Here is a 15,307-nt window from a genome sequence, read left to right on the forward strand (position 1 = left end):
TCAGGTCTCCTGCGGCGTGCTGTGTCTTCGACGCTCCAGCGCGAGGGCGAGCACGTGGGCGACCAGCACGAGCGACACGCCGGCGACCACGTCGAGGATGTAGTGGTTGGCGGTGAAGACGACCGCGAGCGCCATCAGCATCGGCAGCACGAAGCCGACCGCCCGCAACCACACGGACGACGCCGCCGCGACGATCGCCATGCCGACCAGCAGGTCCCAGCCCGAGTGGAGGCTCGGCATGGCGGCGTACTGGTTGGTGAACATCGGCGGCTGGAGCACCCGGTAGGCCTCGCTGCTGCGGGTGACGGTGTCCACCAGGCCGAGCCCGGCGAGCCTCGGCGGCATCACGGGGTAGAGCGCGAAGATCACCATCCCGATGGCACCGGAGATCATCATCGCGTTGCGGAGCCGCACGAAGATGGTGCGGTGCCTGGCCAGGAGCCAGATGAACGTGGCGATGATGACCGGCCAGTGACCCCACACGTAGACCCAGTTGGCGGCCGCCTCGAGGGTGGCCGAGCCGTTGACGGGGGTCTGCAGCCAGCCCTCGATGTGGATCCCTAGCCGCTGCTCGAGGTCGATCACCTCGTGGGCGTTGTCCAGCGCCACGTCGGGGGAGGCGGCCGTCTGCCCCCGTACGCCGAAGTAGATGACGATCCCGGCCGCCACCACCGCCACCTGTTGCAGCGCCCAGAGCGCGCGCGTCCGCACCGGCTCGGAGACCTGCAGCTGGACCACGACGCCCCCCGGCTCGTGTTGGGACGGACCGCCACCCGGATGGATCTGCGGTCCCTCCCAGCCTGCGGGTCCGGCGGCCGGACCGGAATACCCAGTCCGGACCAATTGCGCTCAGGCAGGGACTAGCCCGGCCTTGTGGCTGCGACGCGTCATGAACAGGCTGGCGCCACCCAGGGTGAGGGCCGGGAGCCAGGCGATGGCCGCCTTGAGGGCGACCGCGGCGACCGCCGCGACCAGCGGGATGCCGAGCGCGGCGAGGGCGACGACCAGGGCGGCGTCGCGCGGGCTGGCGCCGTTGGGCCCGGGGACGGCCCCGGCCAGCTGGCTCGCACCGAACGCGCCCAGGACCGAGAGGGGGTGGAGCCCGTGGCCGGTCGCGGCGATCGTGCCGAGGAGCAGGGCCGCGATGGACAGCTGGTAGCCGGCCGACAGGAGCAGCCCGAGGGCCAGCTGGCGGGGTGCCGGGAGGTGCGGTCGCTCGGGCAGCCACTGGGGCCGGACCTTGCGGACCACGAGCAGCGCCGCCCCGCCGATGACGAGGATGCCCAGCGCGGGGAGGAGCAGGTGGACCGGCAGTGCGGCCCCGGCAAAGCCGACGAACACGGCGAGCCCGATGGCGCCCACGACGCGGTCCATGCCGACGCTGACGAGGGCCGCGCTGCGGTCGAGGCCAGTGCGGGTGAGCCGTCGCAGCCGCCACAGGTCGGCGCCGACGTGGCCCGGGGTGAGGAGGCCGAGCAGCTCGGACTCCGCGTAGGCCCGCATGTGCCACCACCGGCCGAGGTCGCCCTCGGTGAGCGCGCGCCAGCGCAGCGGGCACAGGACGTACTTCCCGACGATCCACGGCACGAGGCCGAGGACGACCGGCCACATCGCCACCTGGGGGAGCGAGGGGAGGGTGAACACCGGGACGGCCAGGGTCACGAGGACCCCGAGCACGAGGACGGTGCGGGAGTGGACGGCGCGGTGCAGGGTGGCGCGAAGACCCATCGATGACCTCTCGGGGGGATGCAGGCTCGTTCGTCGTTCGTACCCCCGGTGTCGAAGACGATGCCACAGTGCTGTAAAGAGGTCCGAATCGCGGACCGGGTTAGGCGACCCTTGCTTGAAGGCGCGGAAGCATTAACGTCACACTTGCGTTGTGCAATTCGTGAGGACGACTTCTACGGCGCCCGACAGGGACGCCCCCACCCGTGAGCGGGTGGCTCGGTCGATCCTCGAGAACGGACCCTCGACGGCCGCGGCTCTCGCCGAGCGGCTCGGCCTCACCCCGGCCGCCGTGCGGCGCCACCTCGAGCACCTGACCGAGAGCGGCACGGTCGAGGGACGCGAGCAGAAGGTCTACGGCAGCCGCGGCCGCGGACGACCCGCCCGGGTCTTCGCCCTCACCGACGCCGGCCGCGACGCGTTCGACCAGCAGTACGACGACCTCGCCGTCGCCGCGCTGCGGTTCCTGGCCGAGACCCAGGGCGAGGACGCGGTCGTGGAGTTCGCCCGCCGCCGCGTGGGGTTCGTCGAGCGCGACTACGCCGCGGTGACGGCCGAGGACCCGACGCTCACGCCGGCCGAGGCGCTGGCCCGGGTCTTCACCGCCGGTGGCTACGCCGCCACCGTGCGCGACCTACCCATCGGCGACCAGCTGTGCCAGCAGCACTGCCCGGTCGCGCACGTGGCCCACGAGTTCCCGCAGCTGTGCGAGGCCGAGACCGAGGCCATCGGCCGGGTGCTCGGCACGCACGTCCAGCGGTTGGCGACGATCGCCCACGGCGACGGCGTCTGCACGACCTGCATCCCCAGCACGGCCAGCAGCACCCAGACGCAGATCCAGAGCACCCCCCCGACGACCAAGGAGAAGGCATGACCTCCATCGAAGAGCTCAACCCCGAGCTCCAGGGCATCGGCCGCTACGAGTTCGGCTGGGCCGACTCCGACGTGGCCGGCGCCTCCGCCACCCGTGGCCTCAACGAGGACGTCGTCCGCGACATCTCCGCCAAGAAGAACGAGCCGCAGTGGATGCTCGACCTGCGCCTGAAGGGGCTCAAGCTCTTCCACCGCAAGCCGATGCCCACGTGGGGCTCCGACCTCAGCGGCATCGACTTCGACAACATCAAGTACTTCGTGCGCTCGAGCGAGAAGCAGGCGACCTCGTGGGAGGACCTCCCCGAGGACATCAAGAACACCTACGACAAGCTCGGCATCCCCGAGGCGGAGAAGCAGCGCCTCGTCGCGGGCGTCGCCGCGCAGTACGAGTCCGAGGTCGTCTACCACTCGATCCGTGAGGACCTCGAGGAGCAGGGCGTCCTGTTCCTCGACACCGACACCGCGCTCAAGGAGCACCCGGAGCTCTTCCAGGAGTACTTCGGCACGGTGATCCCCGTCGGCGACAACAAGTTCGCCGCGCTCAACACCTCGGTGTGGTCGGGCGGCTCGTTCATCTACGTGCCCAAGGGCGTCCACGTGGACATCCCGCTGCAGGCCTACTTCCGGATCAACACCGAGAACATGGGCCAGTTCGAGCGGACGCTGATCATCGTCGACGAGGACGCCTACGTGCACTACGTCGAGGGTTGCACCGCGCCGATCTACTCCAGCGACTCGCTGCACTCCGCGGTCGTGGAGATCATCGTCAAGAAGGGCGGCCGCTGCCGCTACACGACCATCCAGAACTGGTCCAACAACGTCTACAACCTCGTCACCAAGCGCGCGACCTGCGAGGCCGGCGCCACCATGGAGTGGGTCGACGGCAACATCGGCTCCAAGGTGACGATGAAGTACCCCGCCATCTACCTCATGGGCGAGCACGCCAAGGGCGAGACGCTGTCCATCGCCTTCGCCGGCGAGGGCCAGCACCAGGACGCCGGCGCCAAGATGGTGCACGCAGCCCCCCACACGTCGAGCTCGATCCTGAGCAAGTCGGTGGCCCGCGGCGGCGGCCGCACGTCGTACCGCGGCCTCATCCAGGTCAACGAGGGGGCGCACGGCTCGAAGTCCAACGTGCTGTGCGACGCGCTCCTGGTCGACCAGGTCAGCCGCAGCGACACCTACCCCTACGTCGACATCCGTGAGGACGACGTGTCCATGGGCCACGAGGCGAGCGTCTCCAAGGTCTCCGACGACCAGCTCTTCTACCTCATGTCGCGCGGCATGGAGGAGGACGAGGCGATGGCGATGATCGTCCGCGGCTTCGTGGAGCCGATCGCCAAGGAGCTGCCGATGGAGTACGCCCTCGAGCTCAACCGCCTGATCGAGCTGCAGATGGAGGGCGCGGTCGGCTGATCCTCCCCGGATCAGCAGCCCCGCCCGCTTCGCACCAGAAAGAGACGTAGTGACTGTCACGGATTCCGTTCGATCCGCCCTCGAGGTGGACAAGGTCGAGAGCCACCTCCACCCGGAGGGCTCCTTCGACGTCGCCGACCACGCGGTGCCCACCGGCCGCGAGGAGATCTGGCGCTTCACGCCCCTCAAGCGGCTGCGCGGCCTCCACGCCGACGCCGAGTTCGCCCCCAGCGCGACCGCCTGCACCTGGAACACGCCTGCCGGCGTGCGCATCGAGGGTGTGGACGGCGACGAGGCACGCTCGCTGCGCGGCGTGAGCGGCCTCGTGCCCAACACCCGGTTCGCCGCCCGCGTCCTGGCCGAGGTGCCCGCGACCCTGCTCGTGGACGTGCCGGCCGAGGCCGACGTCACCGAGCCGATCGTCGTGGAGCTCACGGGTGAGGACGTCGAGGTGACCGAGGCGGGCCACGTCGTGCTCCGCTTCGGCAACCACTCCCGGGCGACCGTGGTCCTCAACCACACCGGACACGCGTCGATGGCCCAGGTCGTCGAGGTCGTCGTGGGCGACGGTGCGCAGGTCTCGGTGATCTCGCTCCAGGACTGGGCCGACGACGCCGTGCACCTCACGCACCACGAGACGACCGTCGGTCGCGACGCGACCTACAAGCACGTCGCGGTCAGCTTCGGCGGCGACGTCGTGCGGATGGACGCCAACGTGTCGTACGCCGGTCCCGGCGGCTCGGCGGAGCTGCTCGGCCTCTACTTCGCCGACGCGGGCCAGCACATCGAGCACCGGCTCTTCGCCGACCACACGGCCCCCCGCACCAAGAGCCACGCCGTCTACAAGGGTGCGCTGCAGGGCCAGGGCGCCCACACGGTGTGGATCGGCAACGTGCTCATCCGCAAGGTCGCCGAGGGCATCGAGACCTACGAGGAGAACCGCAACCTCGTGCTCAGCGACGGCTGCCAGGCCGACTCGGTCCCCAACCTGGAGATCGAGACGGGCGAGATCGAGGGTGCCGGCCACGCCAGTGCCACGGCCCGCTTCGACGACGAGCAGCTGTTCTACCTCCGGGCGCGAGGCATCGACGACAAGGAGGCGCGCCGCCTGGTCGTGCACGGCTTCTTCAACGACCTGATCCGCAAGATCGGCGTGCCCTCGATCGAGGACCGGCTGATGACGACGGTCGAGGCCGAGCTGGCCAAGAACGTCCTCAAGGACACCCCTTCGACGAGCTCAGGACAGCGCTGATGGGGTTCGTCCGCGCCTGCGCCCTCGACGAGGTCCCGGCCGACCAGGCCCTGGCCGTCACGATCGGCGACCTCGACGTCGCCGTCGCGCGTGACGGCGAGGAGGTCTTCGCGATCCAGGACCTCTGCTCGCACGCCGCGGTGGCGCTCAGCGAGGGCGACGTCGCCGACTGCACGGTCGAGTGCTGGCTGCACGGCTCCCGCTTCGACCTCCGCACCGGCAAGCCCACCGGCCTCCCGGCCACCGAACCCGTAGCAACCTTCCCTGTACAGATCCGTGACGACGAGGGCAGCGCCACTGTCTGGGTCGACACCGACACCACCCTGAACGGAGTTACCCCCGCATGAGCAAGCTCGAGATCAACGACCTCCAGGTCTCCGTGGAGACCGAGGACGGCCCCAAGCAGATCCTCAAGGGCGTCACGCTGACCATCAACGACGGCGAGACCCACGCGATCATGGGCCCCAACGGGTCGGGCAAGTCCACGTTGGCCTACTCCATCGCCGGTCACCCCAAGTACACGATCACCGGCGGCACCGTGACCCTCGACGGCGAGGACGTCCTCGCGATGTCGGTGGACGAGCGGGCCCGCGCCGGCCTGTTCCTGGCCATGCAGTACCCCGTGGAGGTGCCCGGCGTCTCCGTGGCCAACTTCCTGCGCACCGCCAAGACCGCCATCGACGGCGAGGCGCCCAAGCTGCGCACGTGGGTCAAGGACGTCAACACGGCCCTGGAGAACCTCGACCTCGACGCGTCGTTCTCGGGCCGCTCGGTCAACGAGGGCTTCTCCGGCGGCGAGAAGAAGCGCCACGAGATCGCCCAGCTCGAGCTGCTCGACCCCAAGGTCGCCATCCTCGACGAGACCGACTCCGGCCTCGACATCGACGCGCTGCGCATCGTGAGCGAGGGCGTCAACCGCTTCCGCTCGCAGGAGGGCAAGGGTGTCCTGCTGATCACCCACTACACCCGCATCCTGCGCTACATCACCCCCGACCACGTGCACGTCTTCGTCGACGGCCGGATCGCCGAGCAGGGCGGTCCCGAGCTGGCCGACCAGCTCGAGGCCGAGGGCTACGACAAGTACACCAAGACCGCCACGGTCTGACCGGCCGCCCGCACCCCACGACGTACGACGAGAGGAGACCAGCGATGAGCATCCCCGGACTGCTGCCGGAGCTGGAGGTCATCCGCAAGGACTTCCCGATCCTCGAGCGCGTGCTCGCGGGTGGGCACCCGCTGGTCTACCTCGACAGCGCCAACACCTCGCAGAAGCCGCAGGTCGTCATCGACACGATGGTCGACCACCTCGAGCACCACAACGCCAACGTCGCCCGCGCCATGCACCAGCTCGGCGCGGAGTCCTCGGAGGCTTTCGAGGCGGCCCGGGACCGGGTGGCGGCGTTCATCAAGGCGCCCAGCCGCGACGAGGTGATCTTCACCAAGAACGCCTCGGAGGCGCTCAACCTGGTCGCCAACACCCTCGCGTGGCGCGGTGACCTCCAGGTCGGTGAGGGCGACGAGGTCGTCATCACCGAGATGGAGCACCACTCCAACATCGTGCCCTGGCAGCTCCTCACCGAGCGGACCGGGGCGACGCTGCGGTGGTTCGGCCTGACCGACGACGGGCGGCTCGACCTGTCCGACATCGACGAGCTGATCACCGAGCGCACCAAGGTGGTCTCGCTGACCTGGGTGTCCAACATGCTGGGCACGATCAACCCCGTCCGCGAGATCGCCGACCGGGCGCACGCCGTGGGCGCGATCGTCGTCGTGGACGCCTCGCAGGCCGTCCCGCAGCTGCCGGTCGACGTCGTGGCCAGCGGCGCCGACGTGCTGGTCTTCACCGGCCACAAGGTCGTCGGCCCGACCGGCATCGGCGTCCTGTGGGGCCGGCGCGAGGTGCTCGAGCAGCTGCCGCCGTTCCTCGGCGGGGGAGAGATGATCGAGACCGTGCGCATGGAGCGCTCGACGTACGCCGGCATCCCGCACAAGTTCGAGGCCGGTACGCCGCCGATCGTCGAGGCCGTCGGCCTCGGCGCCGCGGTCGACTACCTGGACCACGTGGGCATGGAGGCGGTGCACGCCCACGAGCAGGCCATCACCGGCTACGCGCTCGAGGGCCTGCAGTCCGTGCCCGGCCTGACCGTCATGGGTCCGCTCGACGCCGCCTCGCGCGGTGGCGCGATCTCGTTCGAGCTCGCCGGCGTGCACCCCCACGACGTGGCACAGGTGCTCGACTCGCGTGGCATCGCCGTCCGCGCCGGCCACCACTGCGCCAAGCCCGCCCACGCCCGCTTCGGGGTGCAGAGCTCGACCCGGATGTCGTCCTACCTCTACACGACCCCGGCCGAGATCGACGCACTCGTCGAGGGCCTGCACCACACGCGTTCCTACTTCAAGCTGGGGAGCTGATGGACCTCGACGCCCTCTACCAGGAGATCATCCTGGACCACTACAAGCACCCCCACCACGCGGGCCTGCGGGACCCGTTCGAGGCCGAGGTGCACCACGTCAACCCCACGTGCGGTGACGAGGTGACGCTGCGGGTCCACCTCGACGACGGCGTGGTGCGGGACGTGTCGTACGACGCCGTGGGCTGCTCGATCTCCCAGGCGTCGACGTCGGTGATGACCGACCTCCTCATCGGCAAGGACGTCGACGAGGCCATGACGATCCACCAGGCGTTCCTGGAGCTGATGCAGGGCAAGGGGCAGGTGGAGCCGGACGAGGACGTCCTCGAGGACGGCATCGCGTTCGCCGGCGTCGCCAAGTTCCCCGCCCGCGTCAAGTGCGCCCTCCTGTCCTGGATGGCGTGGAAGGACGCGACCACACAGACCATCGAGAAGGAGAAGGCATGACCGAGAACAGCGCCCCCACCCCCGTGGACCACGGCGACCTGCCCGACGTGCCTGCAGCCGGCGGCACGAGCACCGTCAGCGTCGACGACGTGACCGAGGCGATGAAGGACGTCGTCGACCCCGAGCTCGGCATCAACGTGGTCGACCTCGGCCTCGTCTACGGCGTGCACCTCGACGAGGGCAGCAACGCCGTCATCGACATGACCCTGACCTCCGCGGCCTGCCCGCTGACCGACGTCATCCAGGACCAGACCAACTCCGCCCTCGAGGGCCTGGTCAACGACGTGGCCATCAACTGGGTCTGGATGCCGCCGTGGGGTCCCGACAAGATCACCGACGACGGCCGCGAGCAGCTGCGGGCCCTCGGCTTCAACGTCTGAGCTCGCGGGCCGGGGCGACGGCTAGGCTCCGGTCATGACCGACGCCGACGTGACCGTGACCGAGCCCGACCACCCGGAGGTCCGTGCCTTCTGGGACGTGGCGCGGATGCACGCCAAGCTCAACGCGGCCCCGTCCTACTTCGGGCCGACGCCGCTCGAGTCGGTCCCGCCGCCGGCGTGGTCCTACGGCGACACCCCGGCCGAGGCCGACGACTTCGTCGCGACCGCGCTGACCGACGAGGGGGGCGCGACCAGCGCCCCGCTCGGCGACTACGACGGCATGCTGCCCGAGGAGGGCGTCCTGTCGATCCTGTGCGACGGCGAGGGGCGCCCCCGCGCACTCATCGAGACCACGACCGTCGAGGTCTCCGGGGACGACGTGCGGGAGCACTTCCGGGTCGTCTACCGGGGTGACTGACGTGTCCGAGCGCACGACGTACCTCCTCGTCGACGGCGAGAACATCGACGCCACCCTCGGCAGCTCCATCCTCGGGCGGCGACCCCGGCCCGAGGAGCGCCCGCGCTGGGACCGGCTCCTGGAGTGGACCGAGCGCGCCTTCGACCAGGACGTCACCGGTCTGTTCTTCCTCGCCGCCGGATCCGAGCTGCCGACCACCTTCGTCCAGGCGCTGCTGGCCATCGGCTTCCGGCCCATCCCGCTCAGCGGCCCGGGCAAGGTCGTCGACATCGCCATCCAGCGCACCGCCGACGCCCTCGTCGAGCGACGGGACGCCGACGTGGTGCTCGTCAGCCACGACGGCGACTTCGTCGACCAGGTGTCCCGGCTGTGCGACGGCAGCCGTCAGGTCGGCGTGGTGGGGTTCAACGAGTTCGTCAACGGCGCCTTCCGCGGGCTCCCGGGCCTGCGGATCATCGACCTCGAGCACGACGTCGGCGCCTTCACCGCCCCGCTGCCGCGGGTGCGCGTGATCCCCATCGACGAGTTCGACCCGCTCGACTTCCTCTGACGAGGGGTTGCTTGCCGGGCCCGCTCGTGCATCACGCGCATGTAGCACTCTTGCTACGGGCGTAGCACACGTACTACATTGACGGAGTGCGCGAGAACGAGCACTCCGCCCCGGTCGTCGAGGTCCGGGACCTGCGGATGCGCTACGGCGCCACGGACGTCCTCACCGGGGTCGACTTCACCGTCGGCGCCGGCGAAGTGGTGTGCCTGCTCGGGCCCAACGGTGCCGGTAAGACGACGACCATCGAGATCCTCGAGGGCTTCCGGCAGCGCTCGGCCGGATCGGTGTCGGTGCTGGGGGAGGACCCGAGCAGGGCCACGGAGGGGTGGCGCGCACGGACGGGCGTCGTCCTGCAGTCCTGGCGTGACCACCCTCGCTGGACGCCGCGACGCCTGCTCGACCAGATGGGCGGCTACTACGCGCCGTACGGCACCGCCGAGCGACCCCGACCGACGCCCACCGAGGAGCTGCTCGACGTGGTCGGGCTGACCGACCTCGCCGACCAGAAGATCTCGACGTTCTCCGGCGGCCAGCGGCGCCGCCTGGACGTGGCCATGGGGATCGTCGGCCGGCCCGACCTGCTCTTCCTCGACGAGCCGACGGCGGGCTTCGACCCGCAAGCACGCCGCGAGTTCCACCACCTCGTGCACCGCCTCGCCGACCTCGAGGACACCACGATCCTGCTGACCACCCACGACCTCGACGAGGCCGAGAAGCTCGCCGACCGGGTGCTCATCCTGGCGGGAGGTCGCATCGTCGCCGACGACACGGCCGAGCGGCTCGCCCTGCGTGCGGCCATCGAGGTCGAGGTGAAGTGGTCGCGTGATGGTGAGCGCTTCGTGCACGCCACCCAGGACGCCACCGCCTTCGTGCACCGGCTCCTCGACGAGCACGGAGCCGCCGTGGAGGACCTCGAGGTCCGGCGGGCGAGCCTCGAGGACGCCTACCTCGCCCTGGTGCAGCGGCACGAGTCGGGGCAGTCCGACGAGGCGGCCCAGGCCTTCACGGAGGTGATCTGATGGCGAGCCGACAGCCTGCGCCGACCGGGAGTCCGGTGCTCCACGCCGTCCGCCTCGGCCTGGCGCGCGGCTGGGCGGAGTTCGTGCAGAGCCTGCGCAGCTCCCAGGACCAGTGGTTCTACCTCTTCACCGCCTTCCTCGCCGTCGGCTACCTCTACCTGCGGCGCGACACCCCCGTCGAGGGCACCGACCTGATGCTGCCCTCGGTGGCCCTGCCCAGCATCCTGGGCGGGCTGGTCGCCTTCGGACTCGTGATCGGCCCGGCGTACGCCCTCGCGATGGAGAAGGAGGACGGGACCCTGCTGCGCGCCAAGGCGGTGCCGCACGGCCTCGTCGGCTACTTCGCCGGCCAGCTGGTCCTGCACAGCTCGAGCATCGTCCCGCAGACCGTCGCCGTCCTGGTGCCGAGCTTCCTGCTCTTCGATGGCCTGATGGCCGACCCGAGCGGCTGGTTCACCGTGGCCTGGGTGCTGGTGCTCGGCCTGCTCGCGACGCTGCCGATCGGGATGATGATCGGTGCCCTCGTGCCCGGCGTCCAGAAGGTCGGCATGTGGGGGATGCTCCCGGTCATGCTCCTCGCCGGCATCTCGGGCATCTTCTACCCGATCACCGCCCTGTGGGGCTGGGTGCAGGTGGTCGCCCAGCTGTTCCCCATGTACTGGCTGGGCCTCGGCATGCGCTCGGCCTTCCTGCCCGAGTCCGCGGCCGCGATCGAGATCGGCGGGTCGTGGCGCACGGTGGAGACGGTTGCGGTCCTCGGGGCGTGGGCCGTGGCCAGCGCGCTGGTCGTACCGGTCCTGCTGCGTCGGATGGCACGCCGGCAGTCGGGGTCCCAGGTGGCCGCGGCGCGCGAGGCCGCCACCCAGTGGGTGAAGTGAGGTGGCGGAGCACGTGATGGGGTGGATCTGATGAGCGACTCCGTGCACAACCGCATCGCCCTGCTGCGTGCCGAGCAGGGCGTGTCCCGCCGCGACCTGGCCGCAGCCCTCGGGGTCCACTACCAGACCGTGGGCTACCTCGAGCGTGGCGAGAACAGCCCCAGCCTCGACCTCGCGCTGCGGATCGCGGCGTTCTTCGGCGTCCCGGTCGAGGCGGTCTTCTCGCTGGACCCGTTCCCGCGCGTCAGCGACGGCGCGGGGCGCTCCGCCTGAGGGGTTAACGTCTGCGCCGTGCCCGTCGTCCTCGTCCCACCCGCCCGCCTCGCGCGATGGGTCGACAACTTCGTCGTCCGGCACGGTCCGACGACGTACGCCGTGCAGGACGGTGCCCTCTGCGGCGCGGCCGCCGACGGCTCGTCCTTCGCCGCCCGCCTTCCCTTCGGGGCGTCGTACGACGGTGTGCCCGACGTCGGCGGCATGCTCGCCGCCGCCTCGCCGCCCGCCCGCTGGGGCGTGCTGCTCGTGCGCAAGGGCGGGTTCGCGGTGGCCAGGCTCCAGGGGGAGCAGCTCGTCGAGCACAAGATCGGACAGCGGCACGTCCAGGGACGGACCAAGGCCGGCGGGCAGAGCCAGCAGCGCTTCGCCCGTCGACGGGACAACCAGGCCCGGCAGGCCTACGAGGCAGCGGCCGAGCACGCCGCGCGCATCCTGCGTCCCGGACCGCTCGTCACCGGAGGCGACCGGGGCGCCGTAGAGGAGGTGCTGGCCGACCCGCGGCTCTCGGGTGCCGAGGTCGTGGAGCCGTGGCTCGCCGTGCCGGACCCCCGCCGTGTGGTGCTCGACCGGGCGATCGCCGACGCGCAGTCACTGGCCGTGTCGGTCACCAACGCCTGAGGCCGCGCGGTCGGACTGGAGCCGCGCGAGGTGCGCGGTCCAGCGCTCGCCGATGGCGTCGAGCTCGGACCCGACGAAGCGCAGGAACTCCAGCATCACCCACAGCCTGTGGTGCTCGGGACTCCCGGGATCCAACCCGTCGAGCGCCTCCGCCAGGGCGGTGACCATGGGGGCGTAGGTGGCGTCGTGCTGCATCATCGCCCGGTGCCACGCGTCGTCGTCCACGACATAGACGTCTCGCCGCGAGCCACGCTCGCGCTCCCGGTGCAGGAACCCGATCCGGCTGAGCGCGTTGACCGCGCCCGAGACGGCCGCGGGGCTCACGCCCAGGGCCTCGACGAGCTCCGCCGAGGTCATGCGGCCGTCGGGGTCGACGGTGAGGGCGGCGAACACCCGGGACGGCAACCGTGCCAGCCCGGCGCCGGCCAGGGCGGCGCCCATCCTCTCCACGTACTTCTCGGACGCATCCCGCTGCGTGCCCGCGATGTCCTGCATGTCCGAAACATAACACTCTTCAGAAACTGCTGAACCTTCGATATGCTCGCCGACGTGAGCGCCCCCATAGAGATCGCCGGACTCGTCAAGCACTTCGGCACGGTGCACGCCCTCGACGGCCTCGACCTGACGGTCGCCGAGGGCGAGGTGCACGGCTACCTCGGTCCCAACGGGTCCGGGAAGTCCACCACCATCCGGGTGCTGCTGGGCCTGCTGCGGGCCGACGAGGGGAGCGTCCGCTTGCTGGGCGGCGACCCGTGGCGCGAGGCCGCCGACCTGCACCGGCGCCTTGCCTACGTTCCCGGCGACGTGTCGCTGTGGCCCAACCTGACCGGCGGCGAGGTGATCGACCTGCTGGGCCGGCTGCGCGGCGGGCTGGACGAGCGACGGCGGGCGGAGCTCGTGGAGCGCTTCGAGCTCGACCCCACCAAGAAGGGCCGCACCTACTCCAAGGGCAACCGGCAGAAGGTCGCCCTCGTCGCGGCGCTGGCCAGCGACGTCGAGCTCCTGCTGCTGGACGAGCCGACCAGCGGGCTGGACCCGCTGATGGGCGAGGTCTTCGAGCAGTGCGTCGACGAGTTCCGCGAGCAGGGCGGGACGGCGCTGCTCTCCAGCCACGTCCTGGCCGAGGTGGAGCAGCTCTGCGACCGGGTGAGCATCCTGCGGTCCGGGCGCTGCGTGGAGACGGGCACCCTGTCCGAGCTGCGGCACCTGACCCGCACCACCGTGCGTGCCGAGACGGAGCGGCCGCCCGGGGGGCTGGCCAGCCTGCCCGGCGTGCACGACCTGGTCGTCGAGGGTCGGCGTGCAGCCTTCGAGGTCGACACGGCGGAGCTCGACACGGTGCTCGGCGTGCTGCACGCGGCCGGGATCAGGACCATGTCGGCGACCCCGCCGACGCTCGAGGAGCTGTTCCTCCGCCACTACGGCGACGCGGTGCCGACGGCCGCGCCCGTGGACGCGTCATGACCGGGACCTGGCTGCTGGTGCGGCACTACGTGCGCCGCGACCGGTGGATGGTGCTGTGGTGGGCCCTCGGGATCACGCTGCTCTACTGGTCGCAGGCCGTCAGCGTGAAGGGTCTGTACACGACCCAGGCGGAGTTCGACCGCGCGGCGGCGATGATGGAGACCAACACCGCCTTCGTCGCCATGGCGGGGCCGGCCCGCGCCCTCAACACCATCGGCGGCCAGGTGACCTGGCAGGCGACGGCGTTCGGCGCGATCACCGTCGGGCTGATGTCGATGTTCCTCGTGGTCCGCCACACCCGGGCCGAGGAGGAGACCGGGCGCGACGAGCTCCTCCGCGCCGCGGCGGTGGGGCGGCAGGCCACCACGGCCGCGACGCTGGTCGTCGCGCTGCTCGCGAACCTCCTCGTCGGCGCCATGGTCGCGCTGAGCCTGGTGACGTTCCCGCTGGCCGCCGCCGACTCGATCGCCCTCGGCGTCGGCCTCGCCGCCGTGGGCGCCGTCTTCACCGGTACGGCGCTGCTGGCCGCCCAGCTCGGCAGCAGCCCGCGGGCGGCGTACGGACTGACCGGTGCGGTGATGGGTGCGGCCTACGTCCTCCGCGCGATCGGCGACGTCGGGGACGGCACGCTGTCCTGGCTCTCACCGATCGGGTGGTACCAGGGCATGCACGCGTTCTCCGGCCTGCGGTGGTGGCCCGTCCTGCTCCTGCTGGCCGCCGCCGCGGCGACCACGGTGGGCGCCGTCCTGGTCTTCGCGCGGCGTGACTTCGGCGCCGGCGTCCTGGTGGACCGGCCGGGGCCCGACCGCGCCGGCGGCCTCCTGGGGACGCCCGAGGGGCTGGCCTGGCGGCTGCAGCGAGGGTCCGTGATCGGCTGGTCGGCCGGGCTGTTCCTCACCGGTCTCTCCTACGGGTCGCTGGGCGACGACGTGGGGGACCTGATGGGTGACAGCGAGATGTCGCGGGACCTGTTCGCCCAGGCCGGCGGGGCCCTGGTCGACGCGTTCTACGCCACCGCCATCCTCATGCTGGCACTGCTGGCCTGCGGGTACGCGGTCTCCAGCGCCATCCGTCCCCGCCGCGACGAGGACGAGGGCCGGGTCGAGGTGCTCCTGGCGACCGGGCTCTCGCGGCAGCGGTGGCTGCTGGCCCAGGTGCTGCTGACCGTGGCGGGTTCCGCGCTGGTGCTCGGGGCCGGCGGGCTCGGCCTGGGCATCGGCTTCGCCCTGACCTCCGGGGACTCCGGGGCGGTCGGCCGCTACTTCGTCGCCACGCTGCCGTTGCTGGCGCCGGTGCTGGTGCTGAGCGGCCTGGCGCGCCTGCTGTTCGGCGTCGTGCCCCGGTGGACGAGCCTGGCGTGGGCGGGCCTCCTCTTCGCCGTCGTCATCCTGCTCTTCGGTCCGCTCTTCAAGATGCCGGAGTGGCTGCAGGACCTCTCGCCCTTCCACCACCTCGCCCTGGTGCCCGCCGAGCCGTTCCGATGGGCACCGTTCCTCGTCCTGGGCGCCATCGCTGCCGCGCTCAGCGTGGCCGGCCAGGCGGCGTTCCGGCGTCGGGACGTGGAGGTCCGCTAGCCTCCG

General features: G+C 71.1%; 19 protein-coding genes. 16 read left to right on the forward strand and 3 right to left on the reverse strand.

Annotated elements, in window-relative coordinates; translation table 11 throughout:
• Both DAI17_RS16605 and DAI17_RS16610 read right to left on the reverse strand, forming a co-directional pair.
• Positions 1-738: a phosphatase PAP2 family protein gene (locus tag DAI17_RS16605; RefSeq protein WP_107774321.1), complete on the reverse strand. Its 738-nt coding sequence runs from the start codon at positions 736-738 to the stop codon at positions 1-3.
• A 111-nt stretch (positions 739-849) separates the two neighbouring features.
• Positions 850-1,728: a lysylphosphatidylglycerol synthase domain-containing protein gene (locus tag DAI17_RS16610; RefSeq protein ID WP_107774322.1), complete on the reverse strand. Its 879-nt coding sequence runs from the start codon at positions 1,726-1,728 to the stop codon at positions 850-852.
• A gap of 160 nt (positions 1,729-1,888) precedes the next feature.
• On the opposite strand from DAI17_RS16610, the gene DAI17_RS16615 reads away from it, so the two are divergent.
• The 14 genes from DAI17_RS16615 to DAI17_RS16680 all read left to right on the forward strand — a co-directional run bounded on the left by DAI17_RS16615 (position 1,889) and on the right by DAI17_RS16680 (position 12,263).
• On the forward strand, positions 1,889-2,599 hold the full coding sequence (locus DAI17_RS16615) for a helix-turn-helix transcriptional regulator (protein WP_234412545.1): 711 nt from the start codon (positions 1,889-1,891) through the stop codon (positions 2,597-2,599).
• Positions 2,596-4,014: a Fe-S cluster assembly protein SufB gene (gene sufB / locus DAI17_RS16620; RefSeq protein WP_107774324.1), complete on the forward strand. Its 1,419-nt coding sequence runs from the start codon at positions 2,596-2,598 to the stop codon at positions 4,012-4,014. The genes DAI17_RS16615 and sufB overlap by 4 nt, the downstream gene beginning before the upstream one ends.
• Positions 4,015-4,099: 85 nt before the next feature.
• On the forward strand, positions 4,100-5,266 hold the full coding sequence (gene sufD, locus DAI17_RS16625; protein ID WP_234412546.1) for a Fe-S cluster assembly protein SufD: 1,167 nt from the start codon (positions 4,100-4,102) through the stop codon (positions 5,264-5,266).
• Positions 5,266-5,613, forward strand: coding sequence for a non-heme iron oxygenase ferredoxin subunit (locus DAI17_RS16630; protein ID WP_107774326.1), 348 nt, complete (start codon positions 5,266-5,268; stop codon positions 5,611-5,613). The genes sufD and DAI17_RS16630 overlap by 1 nt, the downstream gene beginning before the upstream one ends.
• On the forward strand, positions 5,610-6,371 hold the full coding sequence (gene sufC / locus DAI17_RS16635) for a Fe-S cluster assembly ATPase SufC (protein WP_107774327.1): 762 nt from the start codon (positions 5,610-5,612) through the stop codon (positions 6,369-6,371). The genes DAI17_RS16630 and sufC overlap by 4 nt, the downstream gene beginning before the upstream one ends.
• A 44-nt stretch (positions 6,372-6,415) precedes the next feature.
• Positions 6,416-7,678 (forward strand): cysteine desulfurase, encoded by a 1,263-nt coding sequence (locus DAI17_RS16640; protein ID WP_107774328.1) that lies wholly within the window; start codon positions 6,416-6,418, stop codon positions 7,676-7,678.
• Positions 7,678-8,124: a Fe-S cluster assembly sulfur transfer protein SufU gene (gene sufU, locus DAI17_RS16645; RefSeq protein WP_107774329.1), complete on the forward strand. Its 447-nt coding sequence runs from the start codon at positions 7,678-7,680 to the stop codon at positions 8,122-8,124. Before DAI17_RS16640 ends, sufU begins: the two co-directional genes overlap by 1 nt.
• Positions 8,121-8,504, forward strand: coding sequence for a metal-sulfur cluster assembly factor (locus DAI17_RS16650; protein ID WP_107774330.1), 384 nt, complete (start codon positions 8,121-8,123; stop codon positions 8,502-8,504). Before sufU ends, DAI17_RS16650 begins: the two co-directional genes overlap by 4 nt.
• Before the next feature lie 34 nt (positions 8,505-8,538).
• On the forward strand, positions 8,539-8,922 hold the full coding sequence (locus DAI17_RS16655; protein ID WP_107774331.1) for an ASCH domain-containing protein: 384 nt from the start codon (positions 8,539-8,541) through the stop codon (positions 8,920-8,922).
• Positions 8,915-9,472, forward strand: a complete 558-nt coding sequence (locus DAI17_RS16660) for an NYN domain-containing protein (RefSeq protein WP_199905170.1) — start codon at positions 8,915-8,917, stop codon at positions 9,470-9,472. Before DAI17_RS16655 ends, DAI17_RS16660 begins: the two co-directional genes overlap by 8 nt.
• Positions 9,473-9,558: 86 nt before the next feature.
• Positions 9,559-10,491: an ABC transporter ATP-binding protein gene (locus DAI17_RS16665; RefSeq protein ID WP_234412547.1), complete on the forward strand. Its 933-nt coding sequence runs from the start codon at positions 9,559-9,561 to the stop codon at positions 10,489-10,491.
• Positions 10,491-11,369, forward strand: coding sequence for an ABC transporter permease (locus DAI17_RS16670; protein ID WP_107774333.1), 879 nt, complete (start codon positions 10,491-10,493; stop codon positions 11,367-11,369). The genes DAI17_RS16665 and DAI17_RS16670 overlap by 1 nt, the downstream gene beginning before the upstream one ends.
• 30 nt (positions 11,370-11,399) lie before the next feature.
• On the forward strand, positions 11,400-11,642 hold the full coding sequence (locus DAI17_RS16675) for a helix-turn-helix transcriptional regulator (RefSeq protein WP_107774334.1): 243 nt from the start codon (positions 11,400-11,402) through the stop codon (positions 11,640-11,642).
• An 18-nt stretch (positions 11,643-11,660) separates the two neighbouring features.
• Positions 11,661-12,263, forward strand: coding sequence for an acVLRF1 family peptidyl-tRNA hydrolase (locus tag DAI17_RS16680; protein WP_107774335.1), 603 nt, complete (start codon positions 11,661-11,663; stop codon positions 12,261-12,263).
• On the opposite strand, the gene DAI17_RS16685 is transcribed toward DAI17_RS16680, so the two are convergent.
• Positions 12,234-12,758: a GbsR/MarR family transcriptional regulator gene (locus DAI17_RS16685; RefSeq protein WP_107774336.1), complete on the reverse strand. Its 525-nt coding sequence runs from the start codon at positions 12,756-12,758 to the stop codon at positions 12,234-12,236. The two genes, DAI17_RS16680 and DAI17_RS16685, sit on opposite strands and share 30 nt — an antisense overlap.
• A 54-nt stretch (positions 12,759-12,812) precedes the next feature.
• Here DAI17_RS16685 and DAI17_RS16690 point away from each other — a divergent pair, with 54 nt between their 5' ends.
• The gene (locus DAI17_RS16690) at positions 12,813-13,727 is read left to right on the forward strand and encodes an ABC transporter ATP-binding protein (protein WP_107774438.1); all 915 of its coding nucleotides are present in this window, start codon (positions 12,813-12,815) and stop codon (positions 13,725-13,727) included.
• On the forward strand, positions 13,724-15,301 hold the full coding sequence (locus tag DAI17_RS16695; protein ID WP_107774337.1) for an ABC transporter permease: 1,578 nt from the start codon (positions 13,724-13,726) through the stop codon (positions 15,299-15,301). The genes DAI17_RS16690 and DAI17_RS16695 overlap by 4 nt, the downstream gene beginning before the upstream one ends.
• Positions 15,302-15,307 lie beyond the last annotated feature (6 nt).

The sequence above is a fragment of the Nocardioides sediminis genome, from assembly GCF_003047295.1.
GTDB lineage: Bacteria > Actinomycetota > Actinomycetes > Propionibacteriales > Nocardioidaceae > Nocardioides > Nocardioides sediminis.